15 protein-coding genes are annotated in these 20,080 nt (G+C 49.9%); 6 read left to right on the top strand and 9 right to left on the bottom strand.

The window, feature by feature from the left end:
* Nucleotides 1-28 precede the first annotated feature (28 nt).
* Nucleotides 29-1,243, bottom strand: a complete 1,215-nt coding sequence (locus tag AC27N8_RS32655; RefSeq protein ID WP_487073420.1) for an MFS transporter — start codon at nucleotides 1,241-1,243, stop codon at nucleotides 29-31.
* 198 nt (nucleotides 1,244-1,441) lie between these two features.
* On the opposite strand from AC27N8_RS32655, the gene AC27N8_RS32650 reads away from it, so the two are divergent.
* Nucleotides 1,442-1,774, top strand: a complete 333-nt coding sequence (locus AC27N8_RS32650) for an ArsR/SmtB family transcription factor (protein ID WP_487073418.1) — start codon at nucleotides 1,442-1,444, stop codon at nucleotides 1,772-1,774.
* Between the two features lie 107 nt (nucleotides 1,775-1,881).
* On the opposite strand, the gene AC27N8_RS32645 is transcribed toward AC27N8_RS32650, so the two are convergent.
* Nucleotides 1,882-3,489 carry an alpha-amylase family glycosyl hydrolase gene (locus AC27N8_RS32645; protein ID WP_487073416.1) on the bottom strand — a complete coding sequence of 536 codons (1,608 nt, stop codon included), beginning with the start codon at nucleotides 3,487-3,489 and terminating at the stop codon, nucleotides 1,882-1,884.
* Between the two features lie 283 nt (nucleotides 3,490-3,772).
* On the opposite strand from AC27N8_RS32645, the gene AC27N8_RS32640 reads away from it, so the two are divergent.
* Complete coding sequence (locus tag AC27N8_RS32640; RefSeq protein ID WP_487073414.1) at nucleotides 3,773-6,541, top strand: tetratricopeptide repeat protein; 2,769 nt, start codon at nucleotides 3,773-3,775, stop codon at nucleotides 6,539-6,541.
* 194 nt (nucleotides 6,542-6,735) lie between these two features.
* Here AC27N8_RS32640 and AC27N8_RS32635 read toward each other — a convergent pair whose 3' ends face one another.
* Complete coding sequence (locus AC27N8_RS32635) at nucleotides 6,736-7,197, bottom strand: hypothetical protein (RefSeq protein ID WP_487073412.1); 462 nt, start codon at nucleotides 7,195-7,197, stop codon at nucleotides 6,736-6,738.
* A 372-nt stretch (nucleotides 7,198-7,569) separates the two neighbouring features.
* Between AC27N8_RS32635 and AC27N8_RS32630 the strand changes: the two genes are divergently transcribed.
* Complete coding sequence (locus AC27N8_RS32630) at nucleotides 7,570-8,352, top strand: hypothetical protein (protein WP_487073410.1); 783 nt, start codon at nucleotides 7,570-7,572, stop codon at nucleotides 8,350-8,352.
* Between the two features lie 48 nt (nucleotides 8,353-8,400).
* On the opposite strand, the gene AC27N8_RS32625 is transcribed toward AC27N8_RS32630, so the two are convergent.
* The gene (locus AC27N8_RS32625; RefSeq protein WP_487073408.1) at nucleotides 8,401-8,844 is read right to left on the bottom strand and encodes a zinc ribbon domain-containing protein; all 444 of its coding nucleotides are present in this window, start codon (nucleotides 8,842-8,844) and stop codon (nucleotides 8,401-8,403) included.
* 400 nt (nucleotides 8,845-9,244) lie between these two features.
* Between AC27N8_RS32625 and AC27N8_RS32620 the strand changes: the two genes are divergently transcribed.
* Nucleotides 9,245-10,498: an MFS transporter gene (locus AC27N8_RS32620; RefSeq protein WP_487073406.1), complete on the top strand. Its 1,254-nt coding sequence runs from the start codon at nucleotides 9,245-9,247 to the stop codon at nucleotides 10,496-10,498.
* Here AC27N8_RS32620 and AC27N8_RS32615 read toward each other — a convergent pair.
* Both AC27N8_RS32615 and AC27N8_RS32610 read right to left on the bottom strand, forming a co-directional pair.
* On the bottom strand, nucleotides 10,474-11,403 hold the full coding sequence (locus AC27N8_RS32615) for a lysophospholipase (protein ID WP_487073404.1): 930 nt from the start codon (nucleotides 11,401-11,403) through the stop codon (nucleotides 10,474-10,476). The two genes, AC27N8_RS32620 and AC27N8_RS32615, sit on opposite strands and share 25 nt — an antisense overlap.
* Before the next feature lie 167 nt (nucleotides 11,404-11,570).
* The gene (locus tag AC27N8_RS32610; RefSeq protein ID WP_487073402.1) at nucleotides 11,571-12,932 is read right to left on the bottom strand and encodes a hypothetical protein; all 1,362 of its coding nucleotides are present in this window, start codon (nucleotides 12,930-12,932) and stop codon (nucleotides 11,571-11,573) included.
* A 114-nt stretch (nucleotides 12,933-13,046) separates the two neighbouring features.
* Between AC27N8_RS32610 and AC27N8_RS32605 the strand changes: the two genes are divergently transcribed.
* Entirely contained in the window at nucleotides 13,047-13,979 is a 933-nt protein-coding gene (locus AC27N8_RS32605; RefSeq protein WP_487073400.1) for a hypothetical protein, read from the top strand.
* Nucleotides 13,980-14,230: 251 nt separating this feature from the next.
* A complete protein-coding gene (melA, locus tag AC27N8_RS32600) occupies nucleotides 14,231-15,535 on the top strand; it encodes an alpha-galactosidase (RefSeq protein WP_487073398.1) in 1,305 nt (434 codons plus the stop codon).
* A 142-nt stretch (nucleotides 15,536-15,677) separates the two neighbouring features.
* Here melA and AC27N8_RS32595 read toward each other — a convergent pair whose 3' ends face one another.
* From AC27N8_RS32595 to AC27N8_RS32585, 3 genes are all read right to left on the bottom strand, one after another.
* Nucleotides 15,678-16,940: a sugar ABC transporter permease gene (locus tag AC27N8_RS32595; RefSeq protein ID WP_487073396.1), complete on the bottom strand. Its 1,263-nt coding sequence runs from the start codon at nucleotides 16,938-16,940 to the stop codon at nucleotides 15,678-15,680.
* Nucleotides 16,933-17,706: an ATP-binding cassette domain-containing protein gene (locus AC27N8_RS32590; RefSeq protein WP_487074796.1), complete on the bottom strand. Its 774-nt coding sequence runs from the start codon at nucleotides 17,704-17,706 to the stop codon at nucleotides 16,933-16,935. Before AC27N8_RS32590 ends, AC27N8_RS32595 begins: the two co-directional genes overlap by 8 nt.
* Before the next feature lie 398 nt (nucleotides 17,707-18,104).
* Nucleotides 18,105-19,265 (bottom strand): sugar ABC transporter substrate-binding protein, encoded by a 1,161-nt coding sequence (locus AC27N8_RS32585; RefSeq protein WP_487073394.1) that lies wholly within the window; start codon nucleotides 19,263-19,265, stop codon nucleotides 18,105-18,107.
* Nucleotides 19,266-20,080 lie beyond the last annotated feature (815 nt).

Genomic DNA, 20,080 nt, shown 5'->3' with positions numbered 1-20,080 from the left:
TTATCAAGGATTTCAAAAAAATCTGTACTTAAAATGTTTCATAGACTCGCTCCTCATCACCCTTTTCAATCGCATATTCCGGCTGATCGCTTCGCCGCACCGCCCTGTTTATCAACCAGATACTCCAGAACAACACGACAAGAGCAATCAATTCCCAGCCACTCCCTATCCAGCCAAGGGTGGTCAGTGGAGCAAAACGCAGCACCAGACCACCAAGAGCAGCCCCTCCGGCAGAGCCAAGGTAGATCGCGGAACTATTAAGCGAGAGAACTACTCCCGCCCCTTCCGGCGACAACGTGATCAAACGATGCTGCTGGGCAGGCAAGATCGTTGTTCCGGCGATGCTCCACATGGCAATTGCCACGGCCACGGTAAGAAACGAAGTGGCCGTCAGGGAGAGCGTTAGAAACGCCAGCCCGACTACGATCAGACAGGGCACGATGGTTCGTACAGCTCCCCAACGGTCGATGCTATAGGCGCCAATGACGTTCCCCAGTAAACCCACCACTCCGTAAAGGAAGAAGATACCACTGATGCCAACGCCATTCAGATGCGTCACCTGCTGTAATAAGGGACCAAGATACGTATAGACGGTAAAATTGCCGAAGATACAGGCAAGCGTGACCAGCAACGTCACAAATACAGTTGGCTTGCGTAAAAGAGTCAGACGCGTACTCAGCTTAACCGCTGGAGGATTGGCAACAGTCGGAAAGAGAGTCAGTACCCCAACCAGGGCAAGCGCACTCAAGGTCGCAATCAGCACAAAGGTCATCTGCCAACCAAATTGCGAGCCGATCACAATGCCTAGCGGCACGCCCAGGAACAACGAAACAGTCATCCCGGTCAGTACCAACGAGAGCGCTCGCCCGCGCTTCTCAACCGGGGCTAAGGCCACCGCTACCGCCGATGCAGTGGGGGTATATAAAGCCGCGCCGATTGCAGCCAGGACTCGTGCTACGATCAGGATAGCAAAGCTGGTCGTTACAGCCGCCAGCACGTTCGCCACGACAAACAGAGCCAGGCTGAATAATAATAATCGCTTACGTCCTACATTACCAGCCAGCGTCGCCAGCACAGGCGCTCCCAGCGCATAGGTCAGGGAAAATACAGTCACTAATTGGCCTGCCAGATCAACCGATATATTGAGCTGATGCGCAATATCAGGCAAAATGCCGGAAATTACAAATGCGTCAGTTCCTAACGCAAAGGTTCCCACCGCCAGCACCAGAATACGAAACCACATATAGTTTCTCCTCAACTATTCGTTTCATTCTTTACGAACAATTGAAATTATGCTCCCAAAAGTGCTACAATAGGGATTAAAGAGAACATCGCCAGATGTGTCAAGCAACGCGTTGTTTCTCTCCTAGTAATTTTCATTGTTCTACAACAATCGAACAATCGAGATTGTACCATAGAAAAAAAGGAATTTCAAGTGAGGATGTTGCATCATCCAGCCAGAGATGATATCAAGCTGTCGGATATCTTCTTCGCCTTAAGCGATCCTACCCGGCAGAGCATTGTCAGAGATTTGGCTGAAAAAACGGTATTAAATGCTAAAAACTTTGAGTCTGAGGTTGCCAAGTCGACACTCTCACATCACCTCAAAACGCTACGCGAAGCTGGCCTGACGCAGACTCAGCAGGGCGGAACGATGTGCTTTGTATCGCTGCGACGCGAGGATCTTGACGCACGCTTCCCCGGCCTGCTCGACTCCATTCTCGCTGCCTGCGCAAAAGAAGAACAGGATACCTCCATTGGCGCTGCCAGATAGAGGTACCCACAGAAGACGAAATGCTTTGCCTTTATCAGGAATACAGGCATTGACTTATAAACATCCTCAATATCTCTGATGCAGAAACGTAGACGAGATGCATCCTGTCAAGCATCGAGTTCCAGAATACATCCCTCGTTGGCACGCAGATGGAAAGCGGATAGATCAGTTACCTCAGTGCGATCGAGATGGGTTGAGAGCATGACGCGACCAGTTCCCAGCTGGGGATACGCGATGGTCTGTTCGGTAGCGGAGCAGTTCAGGGCGATCAGATAGCGTTTCTGCTCGTATGTGCGCAGATAGACAAAGCATGCCTCCGGGACCTGATCAAGCGAGCGATAGCTGCCACGTGCCAGAGCTGGATGCTCACGACGCAGGGTGAGCAGATGTTTGACCAGCATCAAAAAGGAATGCGTGTCGGCGAGCTCGGTGGCCACGTTGTGGCTCTGATAGTCATCAGGCAGGGGTAGCCAGAGGGCGGCACTGGTATCGGGTGCGGAGAAACCGGCGTTGGGTCCTGGATGCCAGGGCATCGGCGAGCGTTGGGGATCGCGGCTGTGCGCAGGATTGATTTTACCCTGAGGGTCCTGGATCATGCTGACTGGAATAGTGGTATCCAGCAGGCCCAGTTCGTCGCCGTAGTAGCAGGTCGGGGTGCCGCGCAGCGTGAGCAGAAGCATCTGTGCGACGCGTGCCTGTGCTTGTCCGATGCGACTGGCGATCCGAGGGCGATCATGATTGCCCAGGACCCAGTTCGGCCAGGCATCTGGCGGTAAGGCGGCTTCGTAGTCATCGACGCACTGACGCAAAGTTTGGGCATCCCAGGAGGTCAATTCCAAAAGTTGGAAATTAAATGGTAGCTGTACTTCATCCCGGCTATGGCCGTAATATTCCATCAATTGTGGCACCGGTAGATAGATTTCACCGATCAGGACACGATCTTCGTACTCATCGGTCACGCTACGCATCTCGCGGATCACTTGATGGACATCGGGCTGATTCTCGGTATAGCGACCATCCTGGCGAGCGTATGGAGGATCTCCCGGCTGCCAATGCGGTCGCTCCAGATTATCGCGCAACTGATCATCCTTGATCATCATCCAGATCACATCGACGCGAAAACCATCCACGCCACGCTCCAGCCAGAAGCGCAATACGTCGTACATAGCCTGTCGCACCTGCGGATTCCGCCAGTTGAGGTCCGGCTGCTTGACATCAAACATATGCAGATAGTATTGTCCACTGGACTCATCCAGCTGCCACGCCGGGCCACCAAATAAACTGGTCCAGTTGTTCGGAGGTCCTCCATCAACAGCCGGATCGTGCCAGATATACCAGTCACGTTTGGCACTCTCCCGACTCGAACGCGACTCCTGAAACCAGGGATGCTCATCGGAGGTGTGGTTCGGCACAAAATCGAGCACAAACCTCATGTTACGCCGATGGGTAGCGTCCACCAGGCGGTCAAAATCATCCAGAGAGCCGAAGAGCGGCTCGACATTGGTATAATCGGCGATATCGTAGCCGAAATCGGCCATCGGCGATGGATAGATCGGCGATAACCATAACGTGTCTATGCCCAACCAGCTGAGATAATCCAGACGCTGCTCAATGCCTGACAGATCACCAATGCCATCACCATTCCCATCCATAAAACTACGCGGATAGACCTGATAGATCACTCCAGTCTGCCACCACGAAAATAGTTGTGCCATAAAATCTATCACCTTTTTAGCTAATACCTAATACTGACAAGCTTTTACTTCTACCAGTACAACGTTTGAGCAGCACCAAGTAGCTCATAGAGATTGGTACCTGAGAGGTTTTCTCTCATGCAGGATGTGAAAAAGAATGAGTGATTCTTCCCAAATTAAGCGTCATTTATATTATATAGTGAATATCATATACAGCATATCTCTTTCCGCAAACACTTTATTAACATTTTTTCTAACACGCTCCAAATTAAGAATAGAGAAGCAGAAAGGCAAGGAAGAATTTATGAGCTTTGCTGAGCGTTTACATCAGGAACGATTGCGCCGCCATCTTACTCAAGAAGCATTAGCAGAATCAGTAGGTGTTTCTCCACGGAGTATCGTGCGCTGGGAACAAGGTCAAGCCATTCCACAAGCATCTGTACGACTACTCCTCAGCCAGTTTTTCAGCCTTCGCCCCAACGAGCTATTCGAAGACGATAAAGTGCATACGCCCAATCCGCCATCTTGGAATGTGCCCTATCCTCGCAATCCATTCTTCACTGGACGAAAAGAAATCCTTCATGCGCTTCACGAACAACTTAACCAGGAACACGCAATGGCCCCAACACGATCGCTGGCGATTAGTGGACTTGGCGGCATTGGCAAAACTCAGATCGCACTCGAATATGCCTATATGTATCGTCAAGACTATCGCTTCATCTGCTGGATGAATGCAGCAACACGCGAGACACTAGAGGCTGAGATAGTAACGCTTGCGAATCTCTTGCAATTACCCGAACGCCACGAGCAGGGTCAAAAAAAAGCACTTCAGGCAGTGAAGCAATGGTTCGCCACACATGAAGAATGGCTCTGGATACTGGATAATGCAGATGACGTAACGATGATATACGACATCCTCCCAACCGAGTACTCAGGACATCTCCTACTAACTAGCCGTGCGCAAGCTCTGGGATCACTGGCCCAACGAATTGATGTTGAGACGATGGGGCTCGCTGAAGGAACGCTGTTCTTACTCCGCCGGGCCAAACTACTTAAGCCTGACACATTTCTTGATATGATGGATGAAAAAGAACTTGCCATCGCCAATGCGATCGTACTCGAAGTAGCGTTTCTCCCGCTCGCGCTCGATCAGGCAGGAGCATACATCGAAGAGGTTGGATGTAGCCTCACTGAATACCTGAAACTCTATCAAGCTCATCGGAAAGAACTCCTTCAACGACGTGGTCACCTCCCAGCGGCTCATCCCGAATCAGTAGCAACAACCTGGTCTCTCTCGTTTCAGAAAGTCGAACAAGCCAACCTTGCAGCAGCAGACCTTCTACGCCTGTGCGGCTTTCTGGAGCCGGACACAATCCCAGAAGATCTTATCATTGAAGGGGCAATGTACCTTGGTCCTGTTCTAAGTATCATAGCAACCAACAGATTTAAATTAAATGAAGCCATTGAAGAACTGCGTAAGTTTTCCTTAATTCAACGCTATCCAGAAACCGGGGTACTACGCATCCATTGCCTGGTGCAAGCAGTACTCAAGGAAACTATGGAAAGAGAGATACAGTGTCAATGGGCAAAAAGAGCTGTCCAGGCGATTAATGCATTATTCCCGGAGTATGTTGAGGTAAGCACATGGACTCGCTGTCGCAACTACCTCCCTCAAGCGCAGTCATGTTATGGATTGATCCAGGACTACCAACTCTCATGTGCGGAAGCATCATCACTGCTTTTTCGGACTGCCACCTATTTACAAGTGTCTGCCCTCTATAAGCAAGCGGCATTGCTATATCAACAAGCCCTGCATATTCGCCAACAGATGTTAGGGCCGGAGCATCCCGATGTGGCCGCCGTACTCAACCATTTAGCGACAACCTATAAGAAATCGGGCCAAATATCGCGTGCGACACAGTTGTATGAACAATCGATACATATCTATGAAAAGGTATTGGGGCCAGAACATCCCGATATGGCAGAGCCACTGATGGGATTAGCTCGCATCTATTATCGACAGGGACAATACGAGCAAGCAAAGTCATTCTTCCTAAAGGTTGCAAATACCTACGAACAAGCCTTAAAACTGGAACATCCTGATGGAGCAGACCCATTAATAGGATTAGCTCGCATCTATTATCGACAGGGACAATACGAACAGGCGAAGTCGCTCTTCCTAAAGATTACAGGTATCTACGAACAAGCGCTAAGATTGAAACCGTCCAATGCCGCAGAGCCACTGATGGGATTAGCTCGCATCTATTATCGACAGGGACAATACGAGCAAGTTGAACCATTGTATCGTCAGGTCTTAGATATTCGCAAACAGGAGATGGGACCGGAGCACCCAGAAGTTGCTTCAGTACTCAACCATCTTGCAACTCTCTATACTGAACAAGGCAAATATGAAGCAGCAGAACCATTATATCAACAAGCATTGCATATCCGCGAACGGACGTTAGGGCAAGAGCATCCTGAGGTCGCTTTGGTACTTAACAATTTAGCCACTCTCTATAGGAAGAACAAAAAGTATACAGAGGCAGAGACATTACTCCTGCGAGCTGTAAAGATCTGGGAGCATACAGTAGGACCTGAGCATCCAGACACGTCCCTCGGCCTCAATAATCTGGCTGAACTCTATAGCACGCAAGGCAAATATGTGCAAGCCGAACTCCTATTCAAGAAAAGCCTGGCTATTATTGAACAAGCACTGGACCCTGAACATCCTTTCGCAATCTATCCTCTCACTAGATTAGCTGACCTTTACCAAAAATTGCATATGGAGGAACAGGCAGGAGTATCATTCCAGAGAGCCTTACATATTCGTGAAAAACATCTGATGTTACAGCATCCTGATACAGCACATATAATCTTTGAATTCGCTGTTTTTCGTGCAGGGCAAGGCAGAAACCAGGAAGCATCAATCCTGTATCAACGTGCACTGGCAATCCAAGAACAGATCTTTGGAGTACAGCATCCAACGGCCATGATAACGCAAAAGGCCTATTCTAAATTGCTCTGGGTAATAGCTCAACAAGAAGATATCAGTAGTACTGCTAAAAATTCTTGAAGCCTGCATATCTTCATACTTATCGCTATTCCCTTTAGCAGCTCAGTGGCATAATAATGCGCCTGATCGCATACTTTTGAGAGACACCAGTAAAAGTATGCGATCAGGCGCAAAGAACATGCGACTATTAGTTCGCGTGCCCAATAAACATCGGTACAAGGCCGCAGCTCAGTGAAACATCACCTCAAGAAAAGTTACAATGGAGTTACGCTAAATTCACAGTAAGGAACACCATCTATTGTTTGTCCGCCTCGAATATAAATGTTACTCACCCATACATATTGCTGGAGACTTGATGAATAGATCAAAGACCACCAGTTATTAGTAATGCCTTCAGCTGTAACAGTTTCACCTTGTTGTTGGCATAGGGCACTTACCCATTGCCGGCTGAAATGCGTGAGAACACTACAATTAGTTGATGGATAGTAAAAACATGGAGTAAACGGGCCTGATGAGGAAAAATATCGGCCATTAACATTAGTTCCCCAAATGTAGACAGAAGTGTTTAGCGGCTGCAATTGGATAGAGTGACTAACAGAAGATTGTGGCTGCACTGCTCTGGCATGTGCTGAGGCATTTCCAATGGCGATAGGTGAAAACAGTGCCAGAGCTACCAATAACGTTGCAATAAAGGATAATAGAAAGAGTTTTTTCAATGTCTGAATCCTTACCTTTCTTGTTCTAAAAACTATCTATTGAAAGTATAGGTATGCATACCGGTTTTAACCATGACAACCATCTGTCACCTTTGTGACACTTTATCTGAAATATCGTATAAATTATCTTTTATAGATGACACTCTTTTTAAGCAGAGAATTCAGCACGAATGTGCCTATCCATCATCTCATAGTGTCATATCCTGCGAGTAATTCGCCTATCAATATTCATCTGCATGGTTTTCAGAAGAGGGGTTATACAAAGTGAGGATTTGAAAAGATCGGCGTTTGCTCGTTTATTACTTATATAGAAAGTTAGCGCATCACTTTCTAGCTAAATACTATCATAAATCAAGGAGGATCATATAAACTATGACTGCATTTCATCGCGATAAGCTATCTTTGTCCTGGATCTGGATACCTTGTATGCTCGCCAGTCTGGCATGGTTTTTACTTCCCACTCAGAGTCTGGCGCAGACGGGCACGATCGCCGATCATGCGGATGTCTTGAATACTACAACGGTGGAACAGACTACGGCCTCATTCTCTTACACGGTTGACATATTTACAACGAGAACGTTCGAGGGCAGCGACAACGATTTCGATGATGAGATAGAAAGGCTTACTTCTTCCTACGATATGTATGATACGTCCTGTGATCCAGCAAAGGATGTTGGCTGTGAGCTCTACTCAGAAGTTGGTTCCGGTAGCTATACCACGCAATACAGAGAGGGAGATCCAGCCTCAAGCGTCGAGATTGGTATCAATGCCGCCACAAGACACGTCGCAATCTACTCAGGCAAGAAGGTCAAAATCGATCGTGATCTTTACTCGAAGGCGATCACTGCTTTTAGCGATACGATGCATAAAAATAATGATGATTACACAAAAGCAACGGTAGCAGCGCTCAATACATTACAAGATTCCTCTAATCGCTTCTGGAGTGGCGTGGGAAAGGCACTTCCATTTATTATCATTGGCCTGATAGTGATCATCGGTATTGGCTATTCGGTGATCTCTGGCAATTCAGGGGACGGGTATAGCAACAGAAGAAGATATTATGGCGGAGGCGGTTGGGGCGGCGGCAACAGCGGTGGTGGTAGCAGTGGCAGTGGCGGCGGTGGCGGCGGTGGTGGTGCCAGTGGTAATTTTTAGCACCAGGGTCTCACCGTAAAGACACCTATCCCGATCAAACAGGACGGCTTAACGCCGTCCTGCTTTCCATTCTGCTTGCGCTTGCTGAAGCCCCAATAATTGCTGTTCCAGGTTGATAATTTCCTGCTGCAAGCGCTGCTTCTCCTGCTGAGGTCCGAGCAATTGGATATCCTCAGTCATCTTATAACCGCGCCTCAGCCAACCGTCCAGGATACCTCGCGGCACAAAGGCGGCGGTCTGATAATAGCGAGAACGCGTCTTGGACATACCAGTGTTGACCTGTTTCAAGTTCAACTTTACCTGCTTGATCTGCAAGCGTAATTGACTGATCTGATCCTTGTAGGGATCACCAGATGAACGTCCACGTGATGGGCGCATAGGTACCCCGGGCTCATAATCCGTCACGGCTCCAGGATTTTGTAGAGGAGCACCGCAGTTATCACAGAAATGGGCTCCATCCTTCACACCCTTCCCACAGGCTGCACAAAACATAGATACTCTCCTTCCGATTTGTCTGTATTTATATAGTATACGGATGAGCATGAAAAAAAGGTGCCAGAGCTCCATCGGAGTACATTTTATGGTGCATTTCACAGCTTCAATGTAAGTCCAGCACAGTTTTTGAGAGGAGGCATGTTTACAAATAGTAGAATAGCGCTTGCAGCTAACGTAGGCAGAAGTATCAACTCTTATTTTAATTGTACCACTCCTGTCAATAACTTACATCGTCCTTTGGGACGGTGTTTTTTGCTTGCAGCTCCCATATACTCTCCTCTGGGCCTTTTTACCACAAAGTAAAGGCATTTCCTGGCTGGCGCTGAGACAAAAAAGACGTTCAGGTGTCAGGCTTCTGCGGAGATATCTATAAATAGTCACATTGAGGATTGCAATTATGAAAGAGCTGCTGCGCACCTTTACGTCATTACGTCAGCGCAATTTTCGCCTGTTCTGGTTTGGTCAGTTGATCTCTTTGATTGGTTCGGGGATGCAAAGCATTGGACAGGTCTGGCTGGTGCTAACATTGACACATAGTGCCTGGCAGATCGGTCTGGTAGGAGCTCTCCAGGCGCTCCCGATCCTGCTCTTCTCGGTCTTCGGCGGGATCTTCGCCGATCGTTGGCCCAGGCGACGTATCCTCCTCTTTACCCAGACAGCAAATATGATTCAGGCGCTCCTGCTCTGGACGCTGGTGGCCACTGGGACGATCCAGCTCTGGCATCTCTACCTCCTGGTAACGCTGCTGGGCATCACCCGCTGCTTAAACACTCCAAGCAGCAGAGCATTTATCGTCGAGATGGTAGGATACGAAGCGTTACCAAACGCGATCGCTTTGAACTCCTCGCTCTCCACCCTGGCACGCATTGTCGGTCCAGGTCTTGGAGGTATCATCATAGCCATCAGCGGCATCCCCATGCTCTTTCTCCTGAACGCGCTCAGCTTCCTGGCGCTACTCATCGGATTGGCTATGATCGATGTACAGGCCCTCCATGCTCAGGCACTTCCCCATATGCGTGACGGCGCACGACAAACTACCTGGCAGAGTCTACGTGAAGGCGTGGTCTATGTCTGGCAGACTCCCACCGTGCTGTTAGTGATCTTTGTGGTCGGCCTGATTTTGCTCTTTGGATCAAACTTTAATGTTGTGCTTCCTCTCCTCTCGGATGATGTGTTGCATGGAGGCGCGACAGGTTTTGGCTTTCTCTCGGCTGCCAGCGGCGCGGGTGCATTGGTCGCGACGCTCTGGCTGGCCTGGAGCAATCAGAAGCCCACGATCCGCAGCCTCTTCAGTTACATGCTCCTCTTCAGCATTGTAGAAATAATCTTTGCCATCTCGCGTATCTATCTCCTCTCCCTGTTCCTGATCGCTGGTATCGGATTTTTAGAGGACGCCTTCGCCACCCAGTCGCTCATCACACTCCAGACCGTCACGCCCAATCACTTACGCGGGCGCGTCATGAGTGTGCAGATGCTCTTCTTCGATGGCAGCCTACCACTGGGATATCTGCTGATAGGCTGGCTCTCAAGCCTCTATGGAGCACCCATCGCCTTGCTCATTGGCGCCCTGCTCTGCCTGCTGGTGGTGATGATCGGATGGCTCACCACATTGCGACGCGGCTCTTTTCAGAGGGACGTTTCCCTTTTCTGAGGAATCTCACCATCAGGTGTACGGCGATCCTTCTGTATCCAGCTGGCGATATCGTCATCGAGGGCGGTACGGTCGGCTTCAAACTGGGTGTCGTGATACCAGTCGGGATAGCTATGCATGGTCTTATCGGCACTGCCGAGTGCCTCATAGAATGTGCGGGTTGCCGGGATGACGACGACTTTGTCGCTGGCCGCTTGCAGGACGAGTGCTGGGATGGTGATCTTTGCAGCCAGCTTGAGTACCGCCAGACGCATGCGCATGATCTGAAGGAGAAAGGTTGCGGTCTGGGCACGAACCCAGTAGGGATCTGCATCGAGCATGCGGGCGGCTTCCGGATTCGTTGTCATATTCTCGTGTCCCCCGCCGACTTGCCAGGGACGCTGCGATTTGAGCAGTCCTCCAACAAAGATACGCACCGTTGTGAGCAGTGAAATGCGGGTAGTATCTTGAATCCAGGGATTCAGAAAAATCACGCCGCCAAGCAGCTGTCCATAGGTGGCGGCGACATGGGTGGTGAAGATGCCTCCCATGCTGTGTCCCAGCAGATAAATCTTCGCATCTGGATGACGCCGACGCAACTCGGCAAGCAGCTCGGCGATATCTGCGACGTATTGTTGATAAGCATCGATATGACCTTTGATGCCTCCCGAGTTGCCAAAGCCTCGATGATCGACCGTGTAGACATTCAAGCCACGCGCAAACAACTCATTACCCATATCCACATACCATCCGCCGTGTCCACCCAGGCCATGGAGGATGAGCAGGACATCACCTTCTGAACGCTTCCACGAGCGCACGAAAAGCTTACATTGGTCTTTGAGCGTCACGTATTCGCTACTATAATGATCGGCCTGCTCTGTACCGATCTCGCCCCATACTCCAGGGGCTTCTGGCTGATAACGCATCTTTACATTCCACCTTTTTGCACCCATATATGCCTCTACAGGGATTTATGCATGTCATCGCGCTAGATTATGAGTATAGCATACTCTACAATTACCTGGGATAGGGCAACCTGTGTCTTCGCTTCGCTTGACAGCTTTCTGCTGGCCTTCCAAGACAAAACACGCGATCACTTCTGCCAGGGGAGCCGACCCTGGCCGATATCGGGTACGGTCTGCCGCCAGACGAGTTGGCCCTGCTGATCATAGAGCTCGGCTTGCATGGGCAATTGTATCTGCTCTCCCGGTCCAGGGGCAAAAAAGACATAGCCATCCTCAACAGCATCTTCGAGGATCTGTCCGGCATCGTTGATCAGACGCATACGAGCAACGTGAAAGCCATTGTCGATGACATGACCACATGCATGTCGTAACGTACGCTGACCGACCCAGCCCACAGAGAGAAAAATCTGGGGATGGTCACGCACGGGTGCATCGGCTTTAACCAGATGCTGTGGATCGGCGCTGGTTTCTCCTCCTACAGTAATATCCCAGGAACCTTCTGCATTCTGCTGGAATATAAAAATGCTACGATGAAACTCTCCATCGATCTCCTGGAAAGTGACTTCATAGAGTTTCCATCCCGGTCTCTGCTTCTCGCGCAAGAATTGGAGTGTGGCCATGTCTACAATTTCGTAGGATGGATTCGTCTCATCAGCCAGTTGATCCACGATCAGCTGCCTGATAGGATCTTCAAGTTGGGGAACGGGCTGACGTACAGGCATGGGTGGAATTGGCTTGCGCTCATAGGGACGATACACGGCATTAAAAGGACTATCAGCATCTTCTATCCTGATATACTCTGAGCGTTTGCCCTTGCGCTGGCTCGGACGTGCGCTCAGTTCCGCCACGGCTGTCAGTACGCGCTCGCGAAACTCCTCCGGATCGGGCTGGCCTTCCTGCACCGTCATCAAGAGCATTGCCGGAGCCATCAGATAGTCAAGTGGTCGCTCATATTCAGCGAGATAGATAAATAACGGTGGGAGGCGTGTATGATATGGACGCAATTCGTCATACAGGTATTTGCCAGATTTCCTCTCCGCTTTGTTCAATGAGAGACTAAATGTAGCCTCTCGCTTTTTTCGCTGATTGGCGACCGATCCATACAGATCCCATATTTCGACTAGCCTTTCTCCCACCGCTTCACTACCGCTCCAGGTTGAAGGAGGATCAGGCTCTACTATATATTGCCACAACTGATCCTGCTGAACGTTGAAAGGATTAAGAGCACGCTGCCGTTCCTCTCTCTGTTGCTGTAATCGCTTTTGTAGGGCTTGCTTTCGTTCACTTTGCTGATCCATCACATGCAGAAACCATGCTTGCCAGGTATTGGCCGTCATTCCGGCAGCGCGTAATGAGCCATCACCCGCGCTATGCTGATCAAATGGCGGCACCTGTAGTCCGTCAACCTGCAAAGCCCAGAGACAGAAGTCGATCGCATAACTATAATCAATACTGTAGGACCAGGAATTACGTGTATAAAGGAAGTGCATAGCAATGATTCTCTCATTTCTCTTTTTCCCACACTGTAGCATAAACCACTCTGCACTTCTGGACGGCTTTCACGTCAGGCTGATCAAACGGATAAATTCTGCTATACTTTATCCATGAAGACCAATGCAGCATATGAGAAAAGTGAAGATCTGTTAGTCCTGGCGCGACAGCAAGGATACAATATCACGGGACTTCAATTGGCGCGCTGGCATCGCGCAGGATTACTACCGCGTCCACAGCAGCAGCCACGCAAGGAGGCAAGAGGAACGTACGCGCTCTATCCAATTGGCACGAGCGAACAATTATTGACGCTCTGCTCATTGCGTCAGCACGAGCGCCGCCTCTCCCACCTGGCCTGGCAACTGTGGCTGCTCGGCTATCGCGTGCCAACGCAGACTATTCGGCCACAAATGTACGATGCGGCTCAACGCCTCTCACAGGGGATGCAATGGTTCGCTACGTTAGCGCATACCTTCCAGGAAGGTAGCACGTCTGAAGAGGCTCTCGATAGCATCGAACGTTATGCGGCTGGACCTCTCAACCTGCAAGCATTACGCCGGATACGTAAACGGATTGGGCGTGCTCATTTTCCCACATTCCTCTGTCTCCTGATTGAGCTGGCAACCGAGGATACTGAGAAGGATAATGAAATCTCCAGCGTATATGATAATCATGAGCGACTATTGAATCTGCGCATCCTCGCCCTGGGACTGGGTCTGGAGAAGCGCTTTGTGCAGAAGCAGGTTTCACTCGAATATTATCTTGTGCAGATATTTATCCCACAGCTACGCTGGCTCTTTGGCAAGCTGCAAAAGATACAATGGGAACAGATCTTGCCGCACGTGACCGACTTCGAGCTGCTCCAGGCACGCGATAATCTCCGCTCCTGGCTGATGCGCCAGGGATACGCCAGGCGCTATCGGGATCGACTCCCCGAAGACTATCCACGCTGGAATATCGATGTGCAGGAGATATTCCACTCTCTGCCCACCGATATTCAAACACTTGTGCTCGTCTGCTGGCTTGCCCTGAGCATAAATACATAACGATTGACTAAAAGAGGAGCGTGGTAGGGATGAGCAACAAGATGCCCATGCTCGTTGCGCATCTTATAAGCCGAAGCGTCCCTTTCACTCACGTAGCGTCAGGCCCAAGACCTGACGCTATGTGAGTGGGCGTTTGCATCACGAGTGAAAGAGTCTTCTTCCTACTGAACAGCACTTGACAATACCAAGCAGCGATGCATTAACTTGCAAGATGACCACATGTTGTCTGTAGTTGTCAGGAGGTTGATTGGATGCCATATATTACGCTTTTGGGAGCGGGAAGCACTGTCTTCGCTCGTCAGTTGATGACAGATATTCTCCAGGTCGAGGGTCTGGATGAGGGGACGTTTGCTCTGGTGGATATCGATCCCAGGCGGCTGGATCTGGCGCGTCAGATTGCGGAGCGTCTGGTTGCTCTTCAGGAGAAGAAACATTGGCGCGTGCTTGCTTCGACTGAGCGTCGCGATGTCCTGGCGGGGAGCGATTTTATTATCAATTCGATTGAGGTGGCGGGGATGGCGAATGTGCGCCACGATTTTGATCTGCCGATGCAACATGGGATTAATCAATGTATCGGCGATACGATCGGTCCGGGAGGCATCTTCAAGGCGCTCAGAACTGGTCCGGCGTGGCTCGATATTTTGCACGATGCGGAACAGCTCTGTCCGGAGGCCTGGGTGCTCAACTATACCAATCCGATGTCGATCCTGACGCTGGCGGCACTCAAGGGGACTCAGATGCGGACCGTTGGATTATGTCATAGTGTCCAGGGATCGTCCAAGCAGCTGGCCGATTATCTGGATGTTCCCTACGACGAACTCCATTGGCGCTGCGCGGGGATTAATCACAATGCCTGGTTTACCGAGCTGACGTATCAGGGTCAGGATATGTATCCACGGCTGCGCGAGCGCATCCAGGTACCGGAGCTCTACGAACGTGATCCTGTCCGCTTCGAGTTCATGCGCTACTTCGGAGCCTTTGTGACGGAGAGCAGTGGACACTTCTCGGAATATGTCCCCTATTTCCGCAAGCGTCCCGAGCTGATTGAGCGCTATTGTCGCGACGGCTATCTGGGCGAGACAGGCTTCTATGCCAATAATTGGCCGGCATGGCGTGCCAAAAATGATGCCTCGATTCAGGAGATGCTGGCCGGCACGCGTGAGATCCCTTTGCAGCGTAGTCATGAATATGGATCGTTTATCATCGAAGCCATCACCACACGAAGTCCCAAAGTGATCTATGGCAATGTGCGCAACACCGGTCTGATCGATAATCTGCCCGATGGCTGCGTTGAGGTCGCCTGTCTGGTCGATCAAAATGGCGTCCAGCCCTGTCACTTCGGTGCCCTGCCGGAACAGCTGGCAGCGCTCAATCGAAGCCATATGGCGATCCATACGCTGATGTGCGATGCCTTGCTGACACGCAATAAGGAGGCAGCTCGCATGGCACTTCTGCTTGATCCACTCAGCGCGGCGGTCTGCTCGCCAGCGGAGATCAGTACGCTCTTCGATGAGATGTGGGAGGCCGAGCGCGACTACCTACAGCCATTTGCATAGCAGGAAACCTTGACTATACGAAGAAGCCATTCAGGCTAAAAAGAAAGAAGCGCCTGACACTGTGAAGATATCTTTCTCACAAGTCAGGCGCTGCTGCTGCGCCAGCAGGAGACGCTCCGGTCTCCCCTGGCAAGCGTTAAGGTCACCGACCGCTGCGGCTACGTGTCTGCGCACGGCGGATCAGGGCATCAGAGGTAACAGCCAGGATCAAGACGAGACCCTCGACCATCTGCTGTACATCGGTGGTCTGGTTTAGCAGTGCCAGACCATTGTCCAGACATTGCACGATGAGCATTCCTAGCACCACTGCCCAGATAGAACCACGTCCGCCAAAGAGGCTGACTCCACCGATAACGGCGGCGGCAATGATATCCAATTGGAGCATGGAGGGGATGGCGCTGGCAACCGAGTTCTGAAGCGATGTATTCACGATGGCCGCAATCGCTGCGATCATAGAACACAGTACAAAGACCAGAATTCTGATCCCAACCACGTTGATACCAGCACGGCGGGAAGCTTCGGCGTTGCCACCCACGGAATAGATATGGCGTCCGAGGGCTGTACGGGTCAACACCAGCCATAAAATCAGGAGAATACCAAAGAGCAAGCCCATCGAGTATGGCACGCCTTGATAATTCTCCAGCACGCCCACGATGCCTTCAACGATGGCAACCGCTACCACTGATTGAATAATCAGGCGCGTCATGGACATAGTACGCAAGCCGGCACTTTTGCGGCGACGATACTCCAGGATCAGACTGACAACATACAGCAGGACGGCAATGGTTGGCAAACCAACACCCAGCGTGTCTGTAAAGTAACTCACGCTTGTGCCTGCAATCGCCAGGATGAAAGGATTGCCGATACTCTGCGTCGTCTGCGTTCCCAGCAGGAAGAGTAGCAGTCCCGAGTAGACAATAAAGAAGGCCAGCGTCACAATAAAGGATGGGATACGCAGGATGGCGACGAAGAAGCCATTGATGAAACCCGCCAGCGCTCCCAGTAGCAAGGCAACAAGGATTGCCGGGGCCGCAGGCCAATGCAGGCGCTCGGTACAAATGGCCATCACCACAGCGCAAAGTGTTCCAACGGCTGCGACCGAGAGGTCAATTTCACCCAACAGGAGCACCAGCACGATACCAGAGCTATAAATACCAAGGGAGGCACTTTGCGAGAGAAGATTGGTAAAGTTTTCACCTTGCAGAAAGATAGGGTTAAGAGCTTCGAACAGGACGATAATCAGGAGCAGCGTAAACAGAACAGGTAAAAACCCAAGGTCATTACGCAACAATTGACCAATCGATTGTTTCGGCTGATAGCTGGGAACTTCGACTGCGCTCGCTGCTACTTGTACATCTTCGGCACTGGCGTCAGCTCCATGTTGCTCTATAATTTTGTCACTCATTTGTACTTCCTCCGATAGCAGCGTTGGTCTGTGAATATGCTCCCTGGCCGTTGCCGTATTCGGCACCTGTAATCGCAGCCACAACTTGTCCTGATGTAGACTCTTTCACATTGAAGGTCGCGACATTTTTGCCCAGGCGCATCACGACGACACGATCAGCAACCTCGAAGACGTCAGCCATATTATGCGAAATGACTACGACAGCCAGACCTTGATCACGCAGACGTTTAATTAGATTCAGTACCTGACGAGTCTGCGCCACACCAAGGGCAGCAGTGGGCTCGTCGAGCATCACGATTTTAGCCTGGCGCAGAATGGCTTTGGCAACCGCGATGGACTGACGTTGACCACCAGAGAGCATAGCCACTAAGGCTCTGGCCGAGGGAAGCTTCACATCCAGTGTTCTTAAAACAGCCAGTGCACGCTTCTCCATCTCGGTGCTATTGAGTGTTCTATATGGTGTGCGCAGCTCGTGACCAAGAAAGAGGTTCGAAGTAACATCAAGATTATCACACAAAGCCAGATCCTGATACACAGTCTCAATGCCCAGCCTTGTCGCAGCCTGCGGACTATTGATCACGACCGGTCGTCCCTCAAAAAAACTTTCGCCTTCATCGGCTGGTCCCACGCCAGAAATGGTTTTGACCAACGTCGATTTACCGGCACCGTTGTCTCCAACTAAGCCGAGTACTTCCCCTTGATAGACCTCAAGGTTGACGCCGGACAATGCGCGTACCGCACCGAAGGTCTTCCCAATGCCGACCATTCGCAGTAACGGATCTTTACGCCCCGTATTCACTGCAACAGATTGTTCGCTCTGGCTCTCTGGCAGTTTCTCATTATCAGCCATATTGACCTCTCACTAGAGTAAAAAGAAGGTAAACATCCTCTACTAACAGAAAAAAAGGAGCCATCCGTGAATGGCTTGGCGATGATAGATGCAAAAAATCTTTGGCAATGCAGCTATCACCACTCCATCCTGTCAAAACAATGAGCCCTGGTACAATGTTGGTTGAACACGGTACCAGGGCTCATACGCGGGTCCGAGATCGGTGTTCTGCATTGTCCGGAAGGAACAACCTTAGCTTGCCGTGATCTTCTTCATACGATGAATATCTGGCTCAATAATAGCTGCTCCCACCAAACTATTCTACAGGCACGCTATTAACAAACGCCGCCAGCACCAGCTGGAACAGCTGATGTGCAGACCTGAGCCTTGGTGTAGAAATTATCAGCAATGATGGTGGAACTGACATTTTTGATATCCACAGCAATAGGGGTCTCCAGAACGGATGGGATCGAGGCTTTGGCAGTAGGAGTCTGTGAAGTCACAGTAGCTACCGATGTTACAGCCGTACCGGCAATGATAGCTTTGGCAACGTTAGCTGTATCCTGAGCCTCTTTTTTGTATGGTTTGTAAACAGTCATCGCCTGCTCACCAGAAAGGATGTTGGTGATAGCAATCTGAGCTGCATCCTGACCAGTGACGAGCACTTTCTTGTCCAGGTGAACAGTTTTGAGAGCTGCGATAACGGACTCAGCCATGTTGTCATTGGCAACATAGGCCACAGCAAGCTTGTTACCTGTTTTGGACAGGGCAGCCTGAATGTCTTTCTGCGCTGTAGGACCAGTCCAGTCGGTGTACTGCTCGTAGACATTGGTCAGCTTTTTCGAGGTAACCAGAGGATCCAACACAGTGTGCAGGCCTTCACGGAAAAGGATAGCGTTGTTATCCGTCTGTGCGCCGTTGATGACTGCAATGTTGTTGTTACCGTTAGCCGAAACATAGCTGGCATAATGATCAGAGATGTACTGACCCTGCAATTGGCCAACTGTCTGTCCCTGGAAAGAGACATAAGCTGTGACGTCTGCGCTATCGATCAAACGATCATAGGAGATAACAGGGACGTTCTGTGCTTTGGCTTTCGCTACAATGGCCGCTGCTGCGCTGGCATCATTGGGAGCAACGATGAGAAGGCAAGCGCCATTGGTAAGCTCAGACTCAGCCTGAGTCTGCTGTGTGGCTGAACTACCATTCGCATTATTATAAATGATCTGGTCGTCAGTCAAACCCAATGTGCTCTTCAGATCGGCTTCAAGCAAAGGCTTGTCCTGGTTATCCCAACGATATGAAGTGTTGGTCTCAGGAAAGGAGATACCAACCTTTTTACATCCAACCCCTTTCGAAGTAGATGTAGTTGCAGTTGATGTACCAGTAGTGGTACTACCAGTGTTTGAACTACCGCAGGCTGAGAGAAGAAGTGTGAACAAAATTAGACCTGCCATGAGGCCCCATCTGCTGCGTTGACCCTTTGAGAGTTTCATCGTGAAACCTTCCTTCTTTAAGCAAACTTTCTTTTTGAAACCGTGTATGTTTCATCTATACAGAAAGTAACACTCAAACGAACGCTTCCTAGATCCTGATAGTTATATTTACCACTCTCGCGCAAGAACCACACAAGCAGATTATAGCTGTAAGAAAGCCATAATTCCGAGAACTAGACAAATAGGCAGTCGCTAAACACTCTCGACAGGAATTTCTGAGCCTCAGCTCGATCCTTTACAGATCGATTCACAGCGGAACATACTCAAAGAAATACGCATGAGAGATCATACGATAATGAATAATAAAACGCGTTGCGAACTGACACTATATCAAGAATGCTCGACCTTTTGTGTAATAAAGAATACAAAAAAAAGCCTTTCGTGTGTAAGACAATCCAACCCAACACGTATACAAAGCTCAGAAAAACTCTAAGCGATGCTAGCGCCTCAGATTGAAAAGCCTACCTCATCCAACTTTTTGTAATTCTTGCTTACAACCAATCCACACATGTGTTCAAGGCCAGAATGGTAGAGCGATAATTATCAAGGATGCTATAAAAGACACCACCAGCAAGCAACACTGCTTCTGGTACTATGGACAAGTTACCTAACAGTGAGAATGTATCACAGCGATAGAAGTTTGTCAATAAAGCAAATTCGTCTCGTCCGCCAATCGTGGGTAGAAGGCAAAGTATTTATCTACAGAAGAAAGATACAATTCGATTTGCTACTGCGCAATTCGATTTGCATTTTTAGTATTTAATAAGTAGAGATCAGAACGATGAAGATTACACATTTTATATAAGTATTTCGAT

It is taken from the genome of Dictyobacter sp. Z7_2 (assembly GCF_057551105.1).
The sequence above is the reverse complement of the archived record's forward strand: the minus strand, read 5'-3'. Positions and strand labels throughout refer to the sequence as shown.

Coding starts and splice junctions, on each gene's coding strand:
- AC27N8_RS32595 (WP_487073396.1), bottom strand. CDS start 16,940: ATGAGTGACAAAATTATAGAGCAACATGGAGCTGACGCCAGTGCCGAA.
- AC27N8_RS32630 (WP_487073410.1), top strand. CDS start 7,570: ATGACTGCATTTCATCGCGATAAGCTATCTTTGTCCTGGATCTGGATA.
- AC27N8_RS32605 (WP_487073400.1), top strand. CDS start 13,047: ATGAAGACCAATGCAGCATATGAGAAAAGTGAAGATCTGTTAGTCCTG.
- AC27N8_RS32655 (WP_487073420.1), bottom strand. CDS start 1,243: ATGTGGTTTCGTATTCTGGTGCTGGCGGTGGGAACCTTTGCGTTAGGA.
- AC27N8_RS32610 (WP_487073402.1), bottom strand. CDS start 12,932: ATGCACTTCCTTTATACACGTAATTCCTGGTCCTACAGTATTGATTAT.
- AC27N8_RS32615 (WP_487073404.1), bottom strand. CDS start 11,403: ATGCGTTATCAGCCAGAAGCCCCTGGAGTATGGGGCGAGATCGGTACA.
- AC27N8_RS32620 (WP_487073406.1), top strand. CDS start 9,245: ATGAAAGAGCTGCTGCGCACCTTTACGTCATTACGTCAGCGCAATTTT.
- AC27N8_RS32585 (WP_487073394.1), bottom strand. CDS start 19,265: ATGAAACTCTCAAAGGGTCAACGCAGCAGATGGGGCCTCATGGCAGGT.
- AC27N8_RS32625 (WP_487073408.1), bottom strand. CDS start 8,844: ATGTTTTGTGCAGCCTGTGGGAAGGGTGTGAAGGATGGAGCCCATTTC.
- AC27N8_RS32640 (WP_487073414.1), top strand. CDS start 3,773: ATGAGCTTTGCTGAGCGTTTACATCAGGAACGATTGCGCCGCCATCTT.
- AC27N8_RS32590 (WP_487074796.1), bottom strand. CDS start 17,706: ATGGTCGGCATTGGGAAGACCTTCGGTGCGGTACGCGCATTGTCCGGC.
- melA (WP_487073398.1), top strand. CDS start 14,231: ATGCCATATATTACGCTTTTGGGAGCGGGAAGCACTGTCTTCGCTCGT.
- AC27N8_RS32645 (WP_487073416.1), bottom strand. CDS start 3,489: ATGGCACAACTATTTTCGTGGTGGCAGACTGGAGTGATCTATCAGGTC.
- AC27N8_RS32650 (WP_487073418.1), top strand. CDS start 1,442: ATGTTGCATCATCCAGCCAGAGATGATATCAAGCTGTCGGATATCTTC.